General features: G+C 29.7%; 16 protein-coding genes. All 16 read left to right on the top strand.

Annotation, left to right across the window (positions count from 1 at the left end; all coding sequences use genetic code 11):
* The first annotated feature begins 152 nt into the window (after positions 1–152).
* The 16 genes from rpsB to truB all read left to right on the top strand — a co-directional run bounded on the left by rpsB (position 153) and on the right by truB (position 17,359).
* A complete protein-coding gene (gene rpsB / locus FYJ27_RS04455) occupies positions 153–860 on the top strand; it encodes a 30S ribosomal protein S2 (RefSeq protein WP_154483653.1) in 708 nt (235 codons plus the stop codon).
* Between the two features lie 82 nt (positions 861–942).
* Positions 943–1,590: a translation elongation factor Ts gene (gene tsf / locus FYJ27_RS04450; protein ID WP_154483652.1), complete on the top strand. Its 648-nt coding sequence runs from the start codon at positions 943–945 to the stop codon at positions 1,588–1,590.
* A 103-nt stretch (positions 1,591–1,693) separates the two neighbouring features.
* Positions 1,694–2,410, top strand: coding sequence for a UMP kinase (gene pyrH / locus FYJ27_RS04445; protein WP_154483651.1), 717 nt, complete (start codon positions 1,694–1,696; stop codon positions 2,408–2,410).
* Between the two features lie 4 nt (positions 2,411–2,414).
* Positions 2,415–2,972: a ribosome recycling factor gene (gene frr / locus FYJ27_RS04440; protein ID WP_154483650.1), complete on the top strand. Its 558-nt coding sequence runs from the start codon at positions 2,415–2,417 to the stop codon at positions 2,970–2,972.
* An 80-nt stretch (positions 2,973–3,052) separates the two neighbouring features.
* Positions 3,053–3,802: an isoprenyl transferase gene (locus FYJ27_RS04435; RefSeq protein WP_154483649.1), complete on the top strand. Its 750-nt coding sequence runs from the start codon at positions 3,053–3,055 to the stop codon at positions 3,800–3,802.
* Positions 3,803–4,582, top strand: a complete 780-nt coding sequence (locus tag FYJ27_RS04430) for a phosphatidate cytidylyltransferase (protein ID WP_326831032.1) — start codon at positions 3,803–3,805, stop codon at positions 4,580–4,582.
* A 20-nt stretch (positions 4,583–4,602) separates the two neighbouring features.
* Complete coding sequence (gene rseP / locus FYJ27_RS04425; RefSeq protein ID WP_154483648.1) at positions 4,603–5,607, top strand: RIP metalloprotease RseP; 1,005 nt, start codon at positions 4,603–4,605, stop codon at positions 5,605–5,607.
* Between the two features lie 40 nt (positions 5,608–5,647).
* A complete protein-coding gene (gene ispG, locus FYJ27_RS04420; protein ID WP_154483647.1) occupies positions 5,648–6,697 on the top strand; it encodes a flavodoxin-dependent (E)-4-hydroxy-3-methylbut-2-enyl-diphosphate synthase in 1,050 nt (349 codons plus the stop codon).
* Positions 6,698–6,733: 36 nt separating this feature from the next.
* Positions 6,734–11,035 (top strand): PolC-type DNA polymerase III, encoded by a 4,302-nt coding sequence (locus FYJ27_RS04415; RefSeq protein ID WP_154483646.1) that lies wholly within the window; start codon positions 6,734–6,736, stop codon positions 11,033–11,035.
* A 214-nt stretch (positions 11,036–11,249) separates the two neighbouring features.
* Positions 11,250–11,714 (top strand): ribosome maturation factor RimP, encoded by a 465-nt coding sequence (gene rimP, locus FYJ27_RS04410; protein ID WP_154483645.1) that lies wholly within the window; start codon positions 11,250–11,252, stop codon positions 11,712–11,714.
* 17 nt (positions 11,715–11,731) lie between these two features.
* Positions 11,732–12,781, top strand: a complete 1,050-nt coding sequence (gene nusA, locus FYJ27_RS04405; protein ID WP_154483644.1) for a transcription termination factor NusA — start codon at positions 11,732–11,734, stop codon at positions 12,779–12,781.
* An 11-nt stretch (positions 12,782–12,792) separates the two neighbouring features.
* Complete coding sequence (gene rnpM / locus FYJ27_RS04400; protein ID WP_154483643.1) at positions 12,793–13,062, top strand: RNase P modulator RnpM; 270 nt, start codon at positions 12,793–12,795, stop codon at positions 13,060–13,062.
* A gap of 37 nt (positions 13,063–13,099) precedes the next feature.
* Positions 13,100–15,100 carry a translation initiation factor IF-2 gene (infB, locus tag FYJ27_RS04395; RefSeq protein WP_412030650.1) on the top strand — a complete coding sequence of 667 codons (2,001 nt, stop codon included), beginning with the start codon at positions 13,100–13,102 and terminating at the stop codon, positions 15,098–15,100.
* Positions 15,101–15,114: 14 nt separating this feature from the next.
* Positions 15,115–15,486, top strand: a complete 372-nt coding sequence (rbfA, locus tag FYJ27_RS04390) for a 30S ribosome-binding factor RbfA (protein ID WP_154483641.1) — start codon at positions 15,115–15,117, stop codon at positions 15,484–15,486.
* Positions 15,479–16,450 carry a DHH family phosphoesterase gene (locus FYJ27_RS04385; protein WP_154483640.1) on the top strand — a complete coding sequence of 324 codons (972 nt, stop codon included), beginning with the start codon at positions 15,479–15,481 and terminating at the stop codon, positions 16,448–16,450. The genes rbfA and FYJ27_RS04385 overlap by 8 nt, the downstream gene beginning before the upstream one ends.
* 9 nt (positions 16,451–16,459) lie before the next feature.
* Entirely contained in the window at positions 16,460–17,359 is a 900-nt protein-coding gene (truB, locus tag FYJ27_RS04380) for a tRNA pseudouridine(55) synthase TruB (protein WP_154483639.1), read from the top strand.
* The last annotated feature ends 8 nt before the right edge of the window (positions 17,360–17,367 follow it).

The raw sequence follows: 17,367 nt of genomic DNA, 5'->3' as shown, positions 1-17,367 counted from the left end.
AAATACTAAATATATGTTGAATAATTGGAAACTCTGTGTTATACTACTAAAGTGATTACACACATTCTCTAATTTTTAGGGAAGTGCCTAATTTAAAGGTTCCTTAGAAAGATGAAGGGAATGGAGGAATAAAACTAGGAGGTGAACTTATAATGTCAGTTGTTACTATGAAAAGTCTTTTAGAAGCAGGTGTTCATTTTGGACATCAAACTAGAAGATGGAATCCAAAGATGGCAGAATATATATTTACAGAAAGAAATGGAATATATATTATTGATTTACAAAAAACAGTTAAAAAGGTAGAAGAGGCTTATGAGTTTGTTAAGGATGTATCTGCAAATGGTGGGAAAGTATTATTTGTGGGAACTAAGAAACAAGCCCAAGAAGCTATTGAATCTGAAGCTAAAAGATGTGGCATGTATTATGTAAATCAAAGATGGTTAGGTGGTATGTTAACTAACTATAAAACTATAAAAAAGAGAATTGATAGACTACATGAATTGAAAGAAATGGAAGAAGAAGGTATTTTTGAAGTATTACCTAAAAAAGAAGTAATGCAACTTAAGCATGAAACTGAAAGACTTGAAAAGTTTTTAGGTGGTATTCAAAATATGGGTGGTCTTCCTGATGTATTATTTGTTGTAGATCCAAGAAAAGAAAGAATTGCAGTAAATGAAGCGAAGATATTAGGAATACCAGTTGTAGCAATAGTTGATACTAACTGTGATCCTGATGAAATAGACTACGTAATACCAGGGAATGACGATGCCATTAGAGCTGTAAAATTACTTACAGGAACGATTGCAAATGCAGTAATCGAAGGCAGACAAGGAGAACAAATAGAAGAAACTGAAGAGTAAATATAAACTGGTAAGGGTCATATAAGGGATAGGTTCCCTTACTACTCTTACCTTTTTATTTAATAAGATAAGGAGGGATAATATGGCTATATCAGCTGCATTAGTTAAAGAGTTAAGAGAGAGAACAGGTGTAGGGATGATGGATTGCAAAAAAGCTTTACAAGAAACCGAAGGAAATATAGAACAAGCCATAGAATTGTTAAGAGAAAAAGGATTATCAAAGGCTGCTAAAAAAGCTAGTAGAATAGCTGCAGAAGGTCTTGTTGATTCATATATACATGGTGGAAGAATTGGAGTTTTAATAGAAGTAAATACTGAAACAGACTTTGTAGCTAAAAATGAAAATTTCCAAGAATTTGTTCATGATATGGCAATGCAAGTTGCAGCTGCAAATCCAAAATATGTTTCAAAAGAAGATGTACCGGAAGAAGAAGTTCAAAAAGAAAAGGAAATATTAATTCATCAAGTAGTTAATGAAGGGAAACCAGAGCATGTAGCAGAAAAAATAGTAGAAGGAAGACTAGGTAAATTTTTCGAGCAAATTTGTCTATTAGAACAACCTTTTATAAAAGATCCAAGTGTAAAAGTTAAAGATCTTTTAAATGAACAAATAACAACAATTGGAGAAAATATAAAAATAAGAAGATTCGTAAGATTTGAAGTTGGAGAGGGTCTAGAAAAAAGAGAAGAAGATTTTGCTGAAGAAGTTGCAAAACAAATGAAGAATTAATTTAAATGGAGAACATAATTATGTTCTCCATTTAAATAAAAATTCCTATAAAGGAAGGAAAAAGTATATTGATGTAGAAATATATAAAGCAGGGAGTGTTACCATGACTAAAGCGAAGTATAAGAGAGTAGTTTTAAAATTAAGTGGAGAAGCTTTATCAGGGAAAAAAGGCTTTGGAATCGATGAGAACACAATTACAAAAATCTCCAATGAAATTAAAAGATTAAATGAGATAGGAGTAGAAGTTGCTATAGTTGTAGGAGGAGGCAATTTTTGGAGAGGAAGAAGTAGCAAAGGCATGGATAGAACTACATCCGATTATATGGGGATGTTAGGCACTGTTATAAATGCACTAGCATTGCAAGATGCCCTAGAAACAATGGGCGTAATAACTAGAGTTCAAACTGCAATAGAAATGAGACAAATTGCAGAACCTTATATTAGAAGAAGGGCTATAAGACATTTAGAAAAAGGAAGGGTAGTTATATTTGCAGCAGGTTCAGGAAATCCATATTTCACTACTGATACTGCAGCGGCGCTGAGAGCAGCAGAAATTGAGGCGGATGTTATGCTGCTTGCTAAAAAGGGCGTTGATGGTGTATATGACTCAGATCCTCATGAGAATATATCTGCTAAAAAATTCGAACATTTAAGATACATAGATGTTTTAAATCTAGGATTAGGTGTAATGGATTCTACTGCTACATCTTTATGTATGGACAATAAAATTCCTTTGATTGTATTTGGTATCGATAGCCCTGATAACATTTTGAATGTTGTTTTAGGTGAAAAAATTGGCACAGAAATAAAGGAGGATTAAGTATATGTATTTAGATGTTCATAAGGAAGCTGAAGAAAAGATGAAAAAAACTGTTAGTGTTTATAAAGAAGATTTAACAGGTATTAGAGCTGGGAGAGCTAATCCAGCATTGTTAGATAAAATAAGTGTGGACTATTATGGAGTATTAACTCCATTAAATCAATTAGCTAGTATTTCAGCTCCTGAACCAAGAATGTTGGTTATACAACCTTGGGATGCTAACACTATTCCTCAAATCGAAAAAGCAGTACTAACATCTGATTTAGGATTGAACCCTTCTAATGATGGTAAATTAATTAGACTCCCTATTCCTCAATTGACAGAGGAAAGAAGGAAAGACCTAGTAAAACTTGTAGGAAAAAGTGCAGAAAATGCAAAGATTGCTATTAGAAACACAAGAAGAGAAGCAAATGATAGATTAAAAAAGATGGAAAAAAACAAAGAGATAAGTGAAGATGAAAGAAAACAAGCAGAAATTGAAACTCAAAATATTACTGATAAATACATTGATGAAATTGACAAGTTAACTGAAAAGAAGGAAGAAGAGTTAATGGAAGTCTAAAAACTATCGAAATCACCAAAATACCCCTTCTATAATAGAAGGGGTATTTTTACAAGTTAAAACTATTGGAGGCAATCTATATGGAAAATAAGGAAAAAACAATTGAAAGTTTAAAAGAAAAAATTGACGTAAGTAACTTACCTAACCATGTAGCTATTATCATGGATGGCAATGGTAGATGGGCTAAAAAAAGATTTTTGCCAAGAACAGCTGGACATAAAGAAGGTATGGAAAGGGTTAAAGAAATTGTTGAAGTGGCTGCAAAGATAGGTATAAAATATTTATCATTATACGCTTTTTCTACAGAAAATTGGAAAAGACCAGAAAAAGAAATAAATGGTCTTATGAAGCTACTGGTTCAATATTTAAGAGCAGAACTTAATACTTTGCATAAAAATAATATAAAGGTCCAAGCTCTAGGTGATATATCTAAATTACCTTTATTACCAAGAATTGAAGTAGAAAAAGCTATAGAAAAGACTAAGAATAATGATAAAATGACTTTAAATATTGCTTTGAACTATGGAGGAAGAGATGAAATAATTGAAGCAACAAAAAATATTTTAAAAGATGTAGAAATGGGTAAAATGGATATAGAAGAGTTAAATGTCAATACTTTTAATAAATATCTTTATACTAAAAATCAACCAGATCCAGATTTACTTATAAGACCTAGTGGGGAATTGAGAATAAGCAATTTTTTATTATACCAAATAGCTTATACAGAATTTTGTTTTTACAATATTTATTGGCCTGATTTTAGAGAAGAACATTTTTATCGAGCCATTATAGACTATCAAAAAAGGGATAGAAGATATGGGGGAATTTAAGTGAAAGAATTAATAATTAGAAGCATAAGTGGATTAATTGGAGTCATATTATTAATATTAATAGCATCAAAAGGTGGCTTAGTATTAAATATTGGTGTTTTATTCATATCGATTGTTGGGATTTATGAATTTTATAACGCTATGAATAAAAAAGAGTTTAAGCCTATAAGAGCTTTAGGGTATATTTTTGCTTTAGGTTTATTTTTAATTAATATTAAACCTAGTTTGATGAGCTTGGATTTTCTTATTTTTATTTCAACAATAATAATGTTATTTTTATTAATAGTAAGAAAGGATTTAAATATAATAGATATAGGAATGACTTTATTAGGAATGCTATATGTCCCTTTTTTAATGTTTCATATAACATATTTAGATAAAAGTATATATATATGGCTTATTTTCATTACTGCCTGGGGAACTGATACTTTTGCATATATTGTAGGGAATCTATTTGGTAAAAAAAAGCTTTGTCCTAAACTAAGTCCTAATAAAACTATAGAAGGTTCCATAGGTGGTATTTTGGGTAGTATTTTATTAACAACAATTTTTTCTAAGTATTTTTATTTAACTCCATTATGGAAAAATATTTTATTGTCAATTATAGCTTCTATTATGGCACAAATTGGTGATTTAACTGCTTCGAAAATAAAAAGAGTAACTGGTATTAAGGATTATGGATATATAATGCCTGGACATGGAGGTATATTGGATAGATTTGATAGTATACTTTTTACAGCTCCAGTAGTATATTATTGTGTTAAATATTTGATACTTTAAAAAGATAGGTGGTGTATTAGTTGAATACAGCTTTAGCAGCAATATTTGTATTCATGATAGTAATATTATTTCATGAGTTTGGACACTTTATTACGGCAAAGATGGTAGGAATAAAAGTGCATGAATTTTCTATAGGCATGGGGCCGAGACTATTCCATAAAACAAAAGGGGAAACAGATTATTCTATAAGAGTTCTACCTATAGGTGGATATGTAAGAATGGAAGGGGAAGATGAATCATCAAATGATCCGAAAAGCTTCAATAAAAAACCAATAGGTTCTAGAATCTTGGTAGTAGCAGCAGGAGCTATTATGAACTTTATTTTAGCTATAATAGTTTTTACTATTGTTTCTTATGGAACAGGTATGCCTACTACTATTATAGATGAGGTTATAGTAGATTCACCAGCGTATAATGTGGGTTTAAAAGCTGGTGACAGAATTATAAGTGTAAATAATACAGAAACAAAATCTTGGAAAACTGTAGTTGAGAAAATAAGTGATGAAAAATCCACAGAAGATATGGAGGTTATTGTTTTAAGAGGTTCAGAAAAGAAAGAGTTTCTCCTAAGACCTGAATTTGATAAAGAGATAGATAGATATGTTATTGGTATAGTACCTCAAATGAAAAAGAGCTTTAGTTCTGCTATAAAAGGCGGTATTGAAAAAACAGGAATGGTACTAGGACTTATGTTCCAGTTTCTTAAAATGCTTTTTACAGGTCAGGTTAAGAAGGGAGATTTATCAGGACCAGTAGGTGTTATATATACTGTAGGAGAAGCTGCAAAATATGGTTTTATAAACGTTTTATATATAACTGGTTTTATAAGTGTCAATTTAGGATTTTTTAATTTATTGCCACTTCCAGCTTTAGACGGTAGTAGAATATTATTTATGTTAATTGAATTGTTTAGAGGAAAGCCTATAAATCCGGAAAAAGAAGGATTTATACATTTTATTGGTTTTGTTTTGCTAATAATATTAATGGTTTTTGTTACTTATTCTGATATAGTTAGGTTTTTTTAATCATTCTAAAAAAATAAATTATTACTTAGAAGGTGAAAATATGAGTAGAAGAAAAACTATGGAACTAAAAGTTGGAAATGTTGAAATTGGTGGAGATAATCCTATATCTGTACAGTCTATGACTAATACAGATACTAGAGATATAAAATCTACAATCAATCAAATCATAGACCTTGAAAAAGCTAAATGTGATATTGTGAGAGTAGCTATTCCTGATATAGAAGCAGCAAAAGCTATAAAAGAGATAAAAAAAGAAACAACAATTCCAATAATTGGAGACATACAGTTTGATTATAGGTTAGCTATTGAATCTGTTGATAATGGAATTGATGGATTACGAATAAATCCAGGAAATATTTGTTCTATAAGAAGGGTAAAAGAAGTAGTAAAGGCTTGTCAAGAAAGGAATATACCTATTAGAATAGGCGTTAACTCTGGTTCTATAAGTAAAAGAGCTTTAGAGAAATATGATGGGGTTAATGAAAATTCTATGGTATACAGTGCTTTAGAACATATAAAGATTTTAGAAGATATGAATTATACAAATATAAAGATTTCTTTAAAAGCCACTAGTGTACCTTTAACCATTAAATCCTATTTAAAGATGGCTGAATATGTAGACTATCCCTTTCATTTAGGTATAACAGAGGCTGGACCAATATGGAATGGGACTGTAAAGTCTTCTGTAGGAATAGGAGCTTTGTTGGCAATGGGAGTGGGTGATACTATAAGGGTTTCTTTAACAGGAGATCCAGTAGAAGAGGTTAGAGTAGGAAGAGAAATACTGAAATCTTTAAATTTATTAGAAGATGGAATACAAATAATATCTTGTCCTACTTGTGGAAGAACTCAAATAAATTTAGTTCAACTAGTAGAAGAAGTCCAAAGCAGGCTTGATCATGTAGATAAACCAATTAAGCTAGCTATTATGGGATGTGCAGTAAATGGACCTGGAGAAGCTAGAGAGGCAGATATTGGGATAGCTGGAGGTAATGGCTGTGGATTGATTTTCAAAAAAGGTAAAATAATAAAAAAAGTTAGCGAAGAAAAGCTAATAGATGAACTTGTAAAAGAAGTTGAAAATATTTAATTATAAACTTTATGTTTGGAGGTTCCTTTTAAGTATATGGATAATCAAAAGAAACTAGAAAAAATATTATTGAAAAATAAGCTTCATTTAAATTTAGAAAATTTAAATGAAGCTTATATAAATGAAGTTTTATTAGATATAAAAAATAAGGATATTTATTTGAAGTTAATTTCTAATAAATTAATTAAGGAAGAAGAAATAGATGTATTAAGAAGATCTTTAAGTAGAAAGTTCTATAAATTTGATAATGTAAATATTAGTGTTTTATACGATATAAAGGAAAATGACTTTCAATTTATAATGGAAGACTATTGGTTTAATATTGTTCATATTATAAAAAGCGAAATACCATCTAGTAGTGCATGGATAAATGATGTGAAATGGACTTTAATTGATGATTCACTAATATTAAATTCTGAAAATGAGATTTCATTATATACTTTAAAGAAAAATGGAATAGAAGATAAAATAGAGAAAAAGATAAACAATGAATTTAAGACTGAAATTAAAGTAAAGATAGATTCTGATATTAAAAAAAGCGATATAAGTAATATAGATAAAGAAGATTTTTTCATTCAAAAGAAAAAAGAAGAAAAAACTTTATCAAAAAATTTTTTAAAGTTATCGAACTATGAACGCAAAAAAGAAAGCTCAAATAATAAGGAGTTAAAACAAAATTATTCATATAATTATGGTGGAAAAATTGATGGTGACATATCAAAAATAAGAGATATAAACATAAATTCAGGTGTTGTAACCTTGGAAGGAAAAGTATTTGAAGTTGAATCTAGAGAAATAAAAGGTGGGAAGACCCTTTTTATTTTTAATATAACTGATTTTACAAATTCTATTACGGCAAAAGCTTTTTTAAAAAAGAAGGACAAAGAGGGATTTGAAAATTATGTAAAAGAAGGAACATATGTAAGGATCAGGGGAGAAGTAGTATATGATAACTATTCTAGAAGTTCAGTATTGATGATTAGAGCTTTAAATTTGATGGAGCCGCCTAGAAGAGAAGATAATTCAGAGCAAAAAAGAGTAGAACTCCACTTACATACTCAAATGAGTGCTATGGATGGTTTAACTAAATTTTCAGAGTTAGCTAAACAGGCAAGTGATTGGGGACATAAAGCTATTGCTATTACAGATCATGGAGTGGTACAAGGATTTCCAGAAGGAATGGAAGCCTATAAAAAATATGGTTTAAAAGTTATATATGGAGTTGAGGGCTATCTTGTGAATGATATTGGTTCTATAGTTATAAATTACAAAGATGAAGATATTGATTGCGAATATGTAGTATTTGATATAGAAACTACTGGGTTTTCTCCTATGAATGATAAAGTTACAGAAATAGGTGCAGTAAAGATAAAAAACGGAAAAGTAGTTGATAGATTTAGTCAATTGATAAATCCAGAAAGACCAATTCCAGAAAAAATCATAAAATTAACTGGAATAACTGATGAAATGGTTAAAGATGAACCTACGATAGAAGAAGTACTTCCTAAATTCCATAAGTTTATTAAAGAAACTGTTTTAGTTGCTCATAATGCTTCTTTTGATGTAGGTTTTATGAGAGAAAATTTTTCTAGAATAGGTATGGAAATAGATAATCCAGTTTTAGATACTTTAGAATTAACAAGAAGTTTATTTCCACAGCTTAAAAATCACAAGCTTAATACCATCGCTAAATATCTAAAGGTTAATTTAGAAAACCATCATAGAGCAGTAGATGATGCTGAAGCTACTGCTGATATATTTTTAAAATGTTTAGAGATTTTAGAGAAAAAAGGAATAACTAAACTCTATGAGATTAATACTAAATTACAAGATACTGAAAATGCTTATAAGGGACAAACATATCATATAATTATATTAGTAAAAAATTATACAGGCTTAAAAAATCTCTATAAAATAGTTTCTGAGTCTCATTTAAATTATTTTTATAGAAGACCTAGAATACCTAAATCACTATTGATTAAATATAGAGAAGGTCTTATATTAGGAAGTGCTTGTGAGGCAGGAGAGCTTTATAAAAGTATATTAAATAGCAGTGATAACAATCAAATTAGACAAATTGTTAATTTTTATGATTATTTAGAAGTACAACCTATAGGTAATAATATGCATTTAGTGAGAAATGGCATGGTGAAAGATATAGAAGAATTAAAGAATATAAATAGAAATATAGTTGAATTAGGGGAAATATATAAAAAGCCTGTTGTTGCAACTGGAGATGTACATTTTCTTAATAAAGAGGATGAAGTATATAGAAGAATATTAATGAACGGACAAGGCTTTTCAGATGCAGATAATCAGCCACCACTTTATTTTAGAAGTACAGATGAAATGCTTGAGGAGTTTAATTATTTAGGAGAAGAAAAAGCAAAAGAAGTAGTTATAAAAAATACTAATTATATTGCTGATATATGCGAAGATATACTGCCAATTCCAGATGGAACTTTTCCACCTGTTATTGAGGGTGCAGAGGAACAATTAAAAGATATAACTTATAATAGGGCTATAAGTATATATGGAAATCCATTACCCAACATAGTTAAGGAAAGATTGGATAAAGAGCTAAATTCTATTATAAAAAATGGTTATGCTGTTATGTATATAATTGCTCAAAAATTAGTATGGAAATCTTTAGAAGATGGCTATTTGGTAGGTTCAAGGGGATCTGTTGGCTCTTCTTTTGTTGCAACTATGAGTGGAATTACTGAAGTAAATCCTTTGGTTCCTCATTATGTGTGTCCAGAATGTCAATATAGTTATTTTTTTGAAGATGGATCTGTAGGTTCTGGAGTTGATTTACCAGATAAAAAATGTCCAAAATGTAATGCTGAACTAAAGAAAGATGGTCATGATATACCTTTTGAGGTTTTTTTAGGGTTCGAAGGTGATAAAGAACCAGATATAGATTTAAACTTTGCAGGTGAATATCAACCTATAGCCCATAAATATACAGAAGAACTTTTTGGTGAAGGATATGTATTTAGAGCTGGTACAATAGGAACGATTGCAGAGAAAACGGCTTATGGATTTGTAAAAAAATATTTTGATGAAAAGGATGTTTATGCTCATCCAGCAGAAATAAATAGATTGGTTAAAGGTTTAACTGGAGTAAAAAGAACATCAGGGCAACATCCAGGAGGAGTTATGATAGTTCCAAAATATAAGGATATATATGATTTTTCACCGATACAGTATCCGGCGGATGATAAAAAGTCTGGAGTAATAACTACCCATTTTGATTACAATTCTATTAGTGGAAGAATATTAAAGTTAGATATATTAGGCCATGATGTTCCTACAATAATTAAAATGTTAGAAGATATAACTGGTGTTAAGCCTGAAAGTATACCATTAGATGATGAAAAGACTATGGAACTATTTACTAGTACTAAATCTTTAGGAGTTACTAAAGAAGATATAAATACAGAAGTAGGAACTTTGGGTATACCAGAATTTGGTACTAGGTTTGTTAGGCAGATGCTTGTAGACACTAAACCAACTACATTTGCTGAATTAGTCCAAATTAGTGGGCTTTCTCATGGAACAGATGTATGGTTGAATAATGCTCAATTAATAGTTAAGAATAAGATAGCTGAATTTAGTGATGTTATTTCTACTAGAGATGATATTATGTTGTTTTTAATATATGAAGGGTTAGATAAAAAAAGATCATTTAAAATCATGGAGAAAGTTAGAAAAGGTAAAGGTTTAACTGAAGAAGATGAAAATTATATGAGAGAAATGAATATTCCTAACTGGTATATAGAATCATGTAAAAAGATAAAATATATGTTTCCTAAAGCCCATGCTGTAGCATATGTTATGATGTCTTTTAGAATTGCCTATTTTAAGGTTTATCACCCAGAAGCTTTTTATGCAACTTATTTTACAACTAAAGCTAGTGATTTTGATGCAGATTTAATATTAGAAGGCATATCTACAGTTAGGAACAAGATGGAGGAGTTAGAATCCTCTCAAGATATAACTGCAAAAGAAAGGAATCTATTAACTGTTCTTGAAGTAGCTCTTGAAATGTATTCTAGAGGATATAAGTTTGAAAAAGTTGATTTATATAAATCAGATAGTGATAAGTTTTTAATAGGAGATTCGGGAATTATCCCACCCTTAAAATGTTTACCGGGAGTAGGTCAAACTGCAGCTAAAAATATAGCTAAGGAAAGAGAATCTGGTGAATTTATTTCAGTAGAAGATCTAATGAATAGAGCTAAGGTAGGAAAGACAGTGATAGAAGCTTTAAAAAGGCATAAATGTCTTAATGATATACCTGAGAGAAATCAGCTTAATTTATTTAATATTTGATTTTTTATCTGAAGATGTTATAATATTAATGACAATACTTATGATATTTGATAAAGTAAAGAGTGGGAGTTCCCACTCTTTACTTTATTTAGATACTAGATATTGAGTATAAATAAATATATTTATGAAAAAATAGGATTGTGAAATGTATTTACAATTAATAATTATAGAAAAATTTTAAAAAAGTATAAGTTAAAATAATGGAGGTGATATTATGAAAAGAAAAGATATAGTAGACTTGATACATAAAATTAGTGAGCCCACAATTAGCGAATTCGGTTTTGAACTGGTTGATGTAGAATTTGTTAAAGAAGGAAGTAGCTATTTTTTAAGGATTTTTATTGATAAACCAGGTGGAATAACAATAGATGATTGCCAAAAAGTAAGTCAAGTTGTAAGTGAAAAGTTAGATGAATACGATCCTATCGATATTGCATATTATTTAGAAGTTTCATCTCCAGGTCTTGATAGACCACTTAAAACAGATAAAGATTTGAATAGAAACTTAGGGGAAGATGTGGAAGTTAGCTTGTATAAGAATTTTCAAGGTAAGAAAAAGCTTGTAGGAGAACTGTTATATTTTGATGGAGATTTTATTAAAATAATTGATTCTGAATTAGGGGAGATTGAGATTCCTAGAAAGATTATATCTAAAGTTAATTTAGCTGTTATATTTTGAGGGAGGTTTTGAAAAAAATGAAAGCCGAATTTATACAGGCTCTTGAGGAGATAGAAAAGGAGAAGGGGATATCGAAAGACATAATATTTGATGCTTTAGAATCTGCACTTATATCAGGATACAAAAAAAACTTTGGTTCATCTCAAAATGTAGAAGTGGAAATAGATAGAACTACTGGTTCAGTAAAGGTATATTCAAACAAAACTATAGTAGAAGATGTATCTGATGAGTTTTTAGAAATCAGCTTAGATGAAGCTAAAGAAATTGATAGTAAATATGAAGTTGATGATATAGTTAAGATAGAAATTACACCTAAGAATTTTGGGAGAATCGCAGCTCAAACTTCAAAACAAGTAGTTATGCAGAAAATAAAAGAAGCAGAACGAGAAGTCATTTATAAGGAATTTGTAAATAGGGAAAATGAAATAGTTACTGGAATGATTCAGAGAGTAAGTAAAAATATGGTTTACATTGATTTAGGCAAAACTGAGGGTGTACTTCCACCTTCAGAGCAAATTGAAAATGAGAATTATGAACAAGGTGGTAGAATAAAAGTTTACATTTTAGAAGTGAAAAAGACTACGAAAGGTCCGCAAATAATACTTTCAAGATCTCATCCTGGATTGGTAAAAAGACTTTTTGAATTAGAAGTTCCAGAGATTCATGATGGAGTAGTAGACATATATGCAATATCTAGAGAAGCAGGTTCTAGAACAAAACTTGCAGTTTATTCTAAAGATGATAATGTAGATCCAGTAGGAGCTTGTGTGGGTTTTAAGGGAAGTAGAGTAAAGGCTATAGTTGAAGAGTTAAATGGTGAAAAAATTGATATAGTTGTATGGAGTAAAAATGTAGATGAATTTATTTCTAATAGCCTAAGTCCTTCACAAGTATTAAAAGTTGAGATTGATGAAAGAGAGAAATCTGCATTAGTTGTAGTACCAGATTTTCAATTATCTTTAGCAATAGGCAAAGAAGGACAAAATGCTAGGCTTGCAGCAAAACTTACTAATTGGAAAATAGATATTAAAAGTGAAAGCCAATATAAAGAAGAAATAGGAGAATAGGGGTGATTTAGTTGAAAAGTAAAAAAATACCTCTAAGAAAATGCATAAGTTGTGGAGATAAAAAAAATAAAAAAGATTTAATCAGAGTAGTCAAAAATAAAGAAGAAGGTGTAATACTGGACTTAACAGGTAAAAAGAATGGAAGAGGAGCTTATATTTGTAATGATTTAGAATGTTTAAACTCTATTAAAAAAACCAAAAAACTTTCTAAAGTATTAGGATGTGAGATTCCAGAAGAAATATTTGAAGAATTAACAAATATAATACTTAAAAAATCATAACAATTAGATATAAAGTCACCTTTAACTAATTTAGGGGGTGTATAGTTTGACAAAAGTCAGAGTATATGAATTGGCAAAAGAATTAAAAATAACTAGTAAAGAATTAATAGAGAAAGTTGCAGATTTAAATTTAGATATAAATAGCCATATGAGTACTGTAGAAAAAGAAGAAGCAGATTTAATAAAAGAATTGCTGAGAACAGAAAGTGATTCAGAGATAAATAATAGTAAGAATACTAGCAATGCAGAGAAGGAAGACAAAGATATGGAAGAAAAAAATGAAAATGGGGTTATAGAAATAGAAGAAAATATAATAGTTAAAGATTTAGCAGAAAAATTAGAAGTGACTCCTAGTGAAGTTATTACTAAACTTATTTCTTTAGGAATTATGGCAAATCAAAATCAATCTGTGGATTTTGATACTGCGAGTATTATTGCTGAAGAATTTGGAATTTCCATTAAAAAGTCATCTGTTGAAGAGGATGATGAGGAGATTGGTTTTCATCTAGATTTTGAGGATGATCCTAAAGATTTAAAACCAAGACCACCTATAGTAACAGTTATGGGTCATGTAGATCATGGAAAAACCTCTCTATTAGATGCTATAAGAAAGACAGCAGTAACTGAAAGAGAAGCTGGTGGAATAACTCAGCATATTGGAGCATCGACTATAAATATAGATGGAGAAAAAATTGTATTTCTAGATACACCTGGTCATGAGGCATTTACAACTATGAGGGCAAGAGGAGCTCAAGTTACCGATATAGCTATTTTAGTAGTTGCTGCAGATGATGGAGTTATGCCACAAACTGTTGAAGCTATAAATCATGCTAAAGCTGCTAATGTACCTATAATTGTTGCAATAAATAAAATGGATAAACCTACAGCAAATCCAGATAGAATCAAACAAGAGTTAGTAGAATATGGTTTAGTTCCAGAAGACTGGGGAGGAGATACTATATGTGTTCCAGTTTCTGCTCGTAACGAGGAAGGTATTGACGATGTATTAGAGATGATATTATTAGTAGCAGAGATGCAAGAATTAAAAGCAAATCCTAATAGAAAGGCAGTGGGCATAATAGTAGAGGCTGAGCTTGATAAAGGTAGAGGGCCTGTTGCAACTGTATTAGTTCAAAAAGGTACGCTAAAAGTAGGAGATATAGTAGTATCTGGAACTGCTCATGGAAGAGTAAGAGCAATGTTGAACGATAAGGGAAAAAGGGTTAAAAAAGCAACTCCATCTATACCAGTTATGATATTAGGTTTATCTGAAGTTCCGGAAGCTGGAGAACATTTATATGTAGTAGAAAATGAAAAGAAGGCAAGAAATTATACACAAGCTAGAAAAGAAAAAATAAGGGAAGAACAGCTAAAATCTTCTCAAAAAGTTTCTCTAGATGATCTTTTTGAGAAGATACAATTAGGTGAAGTTAAAGAATTAAATGTAATAATAAAAGCTGATGTAAAAGGCTCTATGGAAGCTGTAAAACAATCTTTATCTAAGTTAGAAACTGATGAAGTTAGAGTAAATGTTATTCATGGTGGAGTTGGTGGAATTACAGAAAGTGATGTTATGTTAGCTTCTGCTTCTAATGCTATTATAATAGGATTTAATGTAAGACCTACTTTAACTGCTATAGATATATCTAAAAGAGAAAGTGTAGATATAAGAACTTATAGAGTTATATATGATGCTATAGAAGATATAGAATCAGCTATGAGAGGGTTATTAGATCCTACTATCGAAGAAGAAGTTATTGGAAGAGCAGAAATAAGAGCTACATTTAAGGTACCTAATGTAGGCATGGTTGCAGGTATTTATGTTTTACAAGGCAAGATAACAAGAAATTCTAAAATTAGATTATTAAGAGAAGATGTAGTAATTTATGAAGGCGACATATCATCTTTGAAACGTTTTAAAGATGATGCTAAAGAAATTCAATCAGGTTATGAAGGTGGCTTAAGTCTTGAAAATTACAATGATATAAAAGAAGGAGATATTATAGAAGCATATATTTTAAAAGAAGTAGAAAGATAGGGGTGTATTCCTTTATGAACAATAAAAGAATAAACAGGATTTCTGAAGAAGTAAAAAAAGCAATTTCATATATAATATCTAATGATTTAAAAGACCCTAGGATTTCACCTATGACAAGTGTTACACATGTTGAAGTTACCAGGGACTTAAGATATGCTAAAGTTTATATAAGTGTCTTAGGAAAAGAAAAAGAAAAAAAAGACACAATAAAAGGCTTAGAAAGTGCCAAAGGTTTTATAAGGAAAGAAATAGGCAATAAAATAGACTTGCGATACGTTCCAGAACCTGTTTTTCAATTAGATGAATCTATTGAACATGGCATATATATGTCAAAGCTTATAGATAAAGTTAATGAGAAAGATAAAAGAGGTAATACAGATGAATAAAGAGTTAGACCTACTAATAGAGAAATGTATAGAATATATTAAAGCTAGTAACAATATTTATTTAGCAAGCCATATACAGCCGGATGGTGACAATATTGGCTCCTTACTAGCTTTAGGTAGGGCTATTGAAAAGTTGAATAAAAATGTGCATATTATAAAAGTTGATAATATACCGAAAGATTATCAATTTTTACCTAATATGCACCTTTTTAAAGAATTGAACACAGAAAAAGATATAGATCTTTTCATAGCTTTAGATAGTGGAGATATTGACAGATTGGGCATAGCAAAAGATATGGCTTTAAAGGCTAAAAAGCTTATTAATATAGATCACCATATAACCAATGAGAATTTTGGAGATTTAAATATTGTTTTACCGACTGCTAGTGCTACAGGAGAAATAGTATATCGAATTATAAAAGAAATGGATGTTGAAATGGACGAAGATATATCCACATGTCTTTATGTTGCTATAAGCACAGATACAGGAAGTTTCATGTATGATAGTACAACAAAATATACTCATTTAGTTGCAGCAGATTTATTAAGTAAAGATATTGATTTGAATAATATTATAGTGAACATATATCAAAGTAGGACATTAGAAAGAACTAGACTTTTCATAGAATCTTTAAATACGTTGGATATATTAAAAAAAGGTAAAATCGCTATAGTTAAAGTAACTCAAGATATGTTAAAAACTTGTAGAGCTACCTTAGAAGATGCAGAAGGTATTGTATCCTTTATTAGAGATATTGAAAATGTAGAAGTAGCATGTATTTTAAAAGAAGTCAATAAAGAGGAGATAAAAGTTAGTTTAAGATCTAAAAAGAAAGTTGATGTTTCTAATATTTCCTTAAGATTTAATGGAGGCGGACATAAAAGAGCTGCAGGTTGCACCATATATGACAATATAGAAAATGCAAAAAAATTAATACTGAATGAAATATATAATGTTATTTAAGGTGATGCCATGAATGGAATTTTAAACATATTTAAACCTAAAGGTTTATCTTCTCATGATATAGTTAGAGAAGTTAGAAAAATATTGGGTATAAGAAAAGTAGGCCATACAGGTACACTGGATCCAAATGCTAGTGGAGTCTTACCTATATGCATAGGTAAGGCTACACGGATTAGTGAATACTTATTAAATTCAGATAAGGTATATGTTGGAGAACTTACATTAGGTTATAAAACTGATACCCAAGATGAAGATGGAATAGTTTTAAAACAATCAAACAAAATTGTAACGGAATCAGAAATCATTAAAGCTTTTGATTGTTTTAAAGGTGAAATATATCAACTTCCACCTATGTATTCAGCTTTGAAACATAAAGGGAAAAAATTATATGAGTTGGCTAGAGAAGGCATAGAAGTAGAAAGAGAAAAGAGAAAGGTGCATATATATGATATATCTATATTAAATATAGTAGATAATAATAAAATATTATTTAGAGTTAGATGTTCTAGAGGAACATATATAAGAACTTTATGTGATGATATAGGACAACTTCTAGGTACATATGGATATATGTCTTATTTAATAAGAGAAGAAGTTTATCCATTTAATATAAAAGAATCAGTTAGCTTAGATAGTATTTATGATAAGTATAATGATAAAAAAATTGAAGATATTTTAATACCTATGGATAAAGGTTTGAAGGATTTCAAACACCTTAATTTTCCAAGTTTTTTTTGGAAAAAGTTATCTAATGGTGAAAAATTAGAGTTAAAACAAGATGATATACCAAAAGGGATTGAATTAGATGAGTTCTTACGTATTTATTGTGATAACACATTCATAGGTGTAGGAAAAGTTATAAATAGAAATGAAAAATATATTTTAAAAATGGATAAAGTATTATTATAAAGGTGATA

The organism is Anaerosalibacter bizertensis (genome assembly GCF_009696605.1).
Taxonomy (GTDB): domain Bacteria; phylum Bacillota; class Clostridia; order Tissierellales; family Sporanaerobacteraceae; genus Anaerosalibacter; species Anaerosalibacter bizertensis.
This window is presented reverse-complemented; position numbering and strand designations above follow the sequence as displayed.

Coding starts and splice junctions, on each gene's coding strand:
- rpsB (WP_154483653.1), top strand. CDS start 153: ATGTCAGTTGTTACTATGAAAAGTCTTTTAGAAGCAGGTGTTCATTTT.
- rbfA (WP_154483641.1), top strand. CDS start 15,115: ATGAACAATAAAAGAATAAACAGGATTTCTGAAGAAGTAAAAAAAGCA.
- ispG (WP_154483647.1), top strand. CDS start 5,648: ATGAGTAGAAGAAAAACTATGGAACTAAAAGTTGGAAATGTTGAAATT.
- pyrH (WP_154483651.1), top strand. CDS start 1,694: ATGACTAAAGCGAAGTATAAGAGAGTAGTTTTAAAATTAAGTGGAGAA.
- frr (WP_154483650.1), top strand. CDS start 2,415: ATGTATTTAGATGTTCATAAGGAAGCTGAAGAAAAGATGAAAAAAACT.
- FYJ27_RS04435 (WP_154483649.1), top strand. CDS start 3,053: ATGGAAAATAAGGAAAAAACAATTGAAAGTTTAAAAGAAAAAATTGAC.
- tsf (WP_154483652.1), top strand. CDS start 943: ATGGCTATATCAGCTGCATTAGTTAAAGAGTTAAGAGAGAGAACAGGT.
- nusA (WP_154483644.1), top strand. CDS start 11,732: ATGAAAGCCGAATTTATACAGGCTCTTGAGGAGATAGAAAAGGAGAAG.
- truB (WP_154483639.1), top strand. CDS start 16,460: ATGAATGGAATTTTAAACATATTTAAACCTAAAGGTTTATCTTCTCAT.
- FYJ27_RS04415 (WP_154483646.1), top strand. CDS start 6,734: ATGGATAATCAAAAGAAACTAGAAAAAATATTATTGAAAAATAAGCTT.
- rimP (WP_154483645.1), top strand. CDS start 11,250: ATGAAAAGAAAAGATATAGTAGACTTGATACATAAAATTAGTGAGCCC.
- FYJ27_RS04385 (WP_154483640.1), top strand. CDS start 15,479: ATGAATAAAGAGTTAGACCTACTAATAGAGAAATGTATAGAATATATT.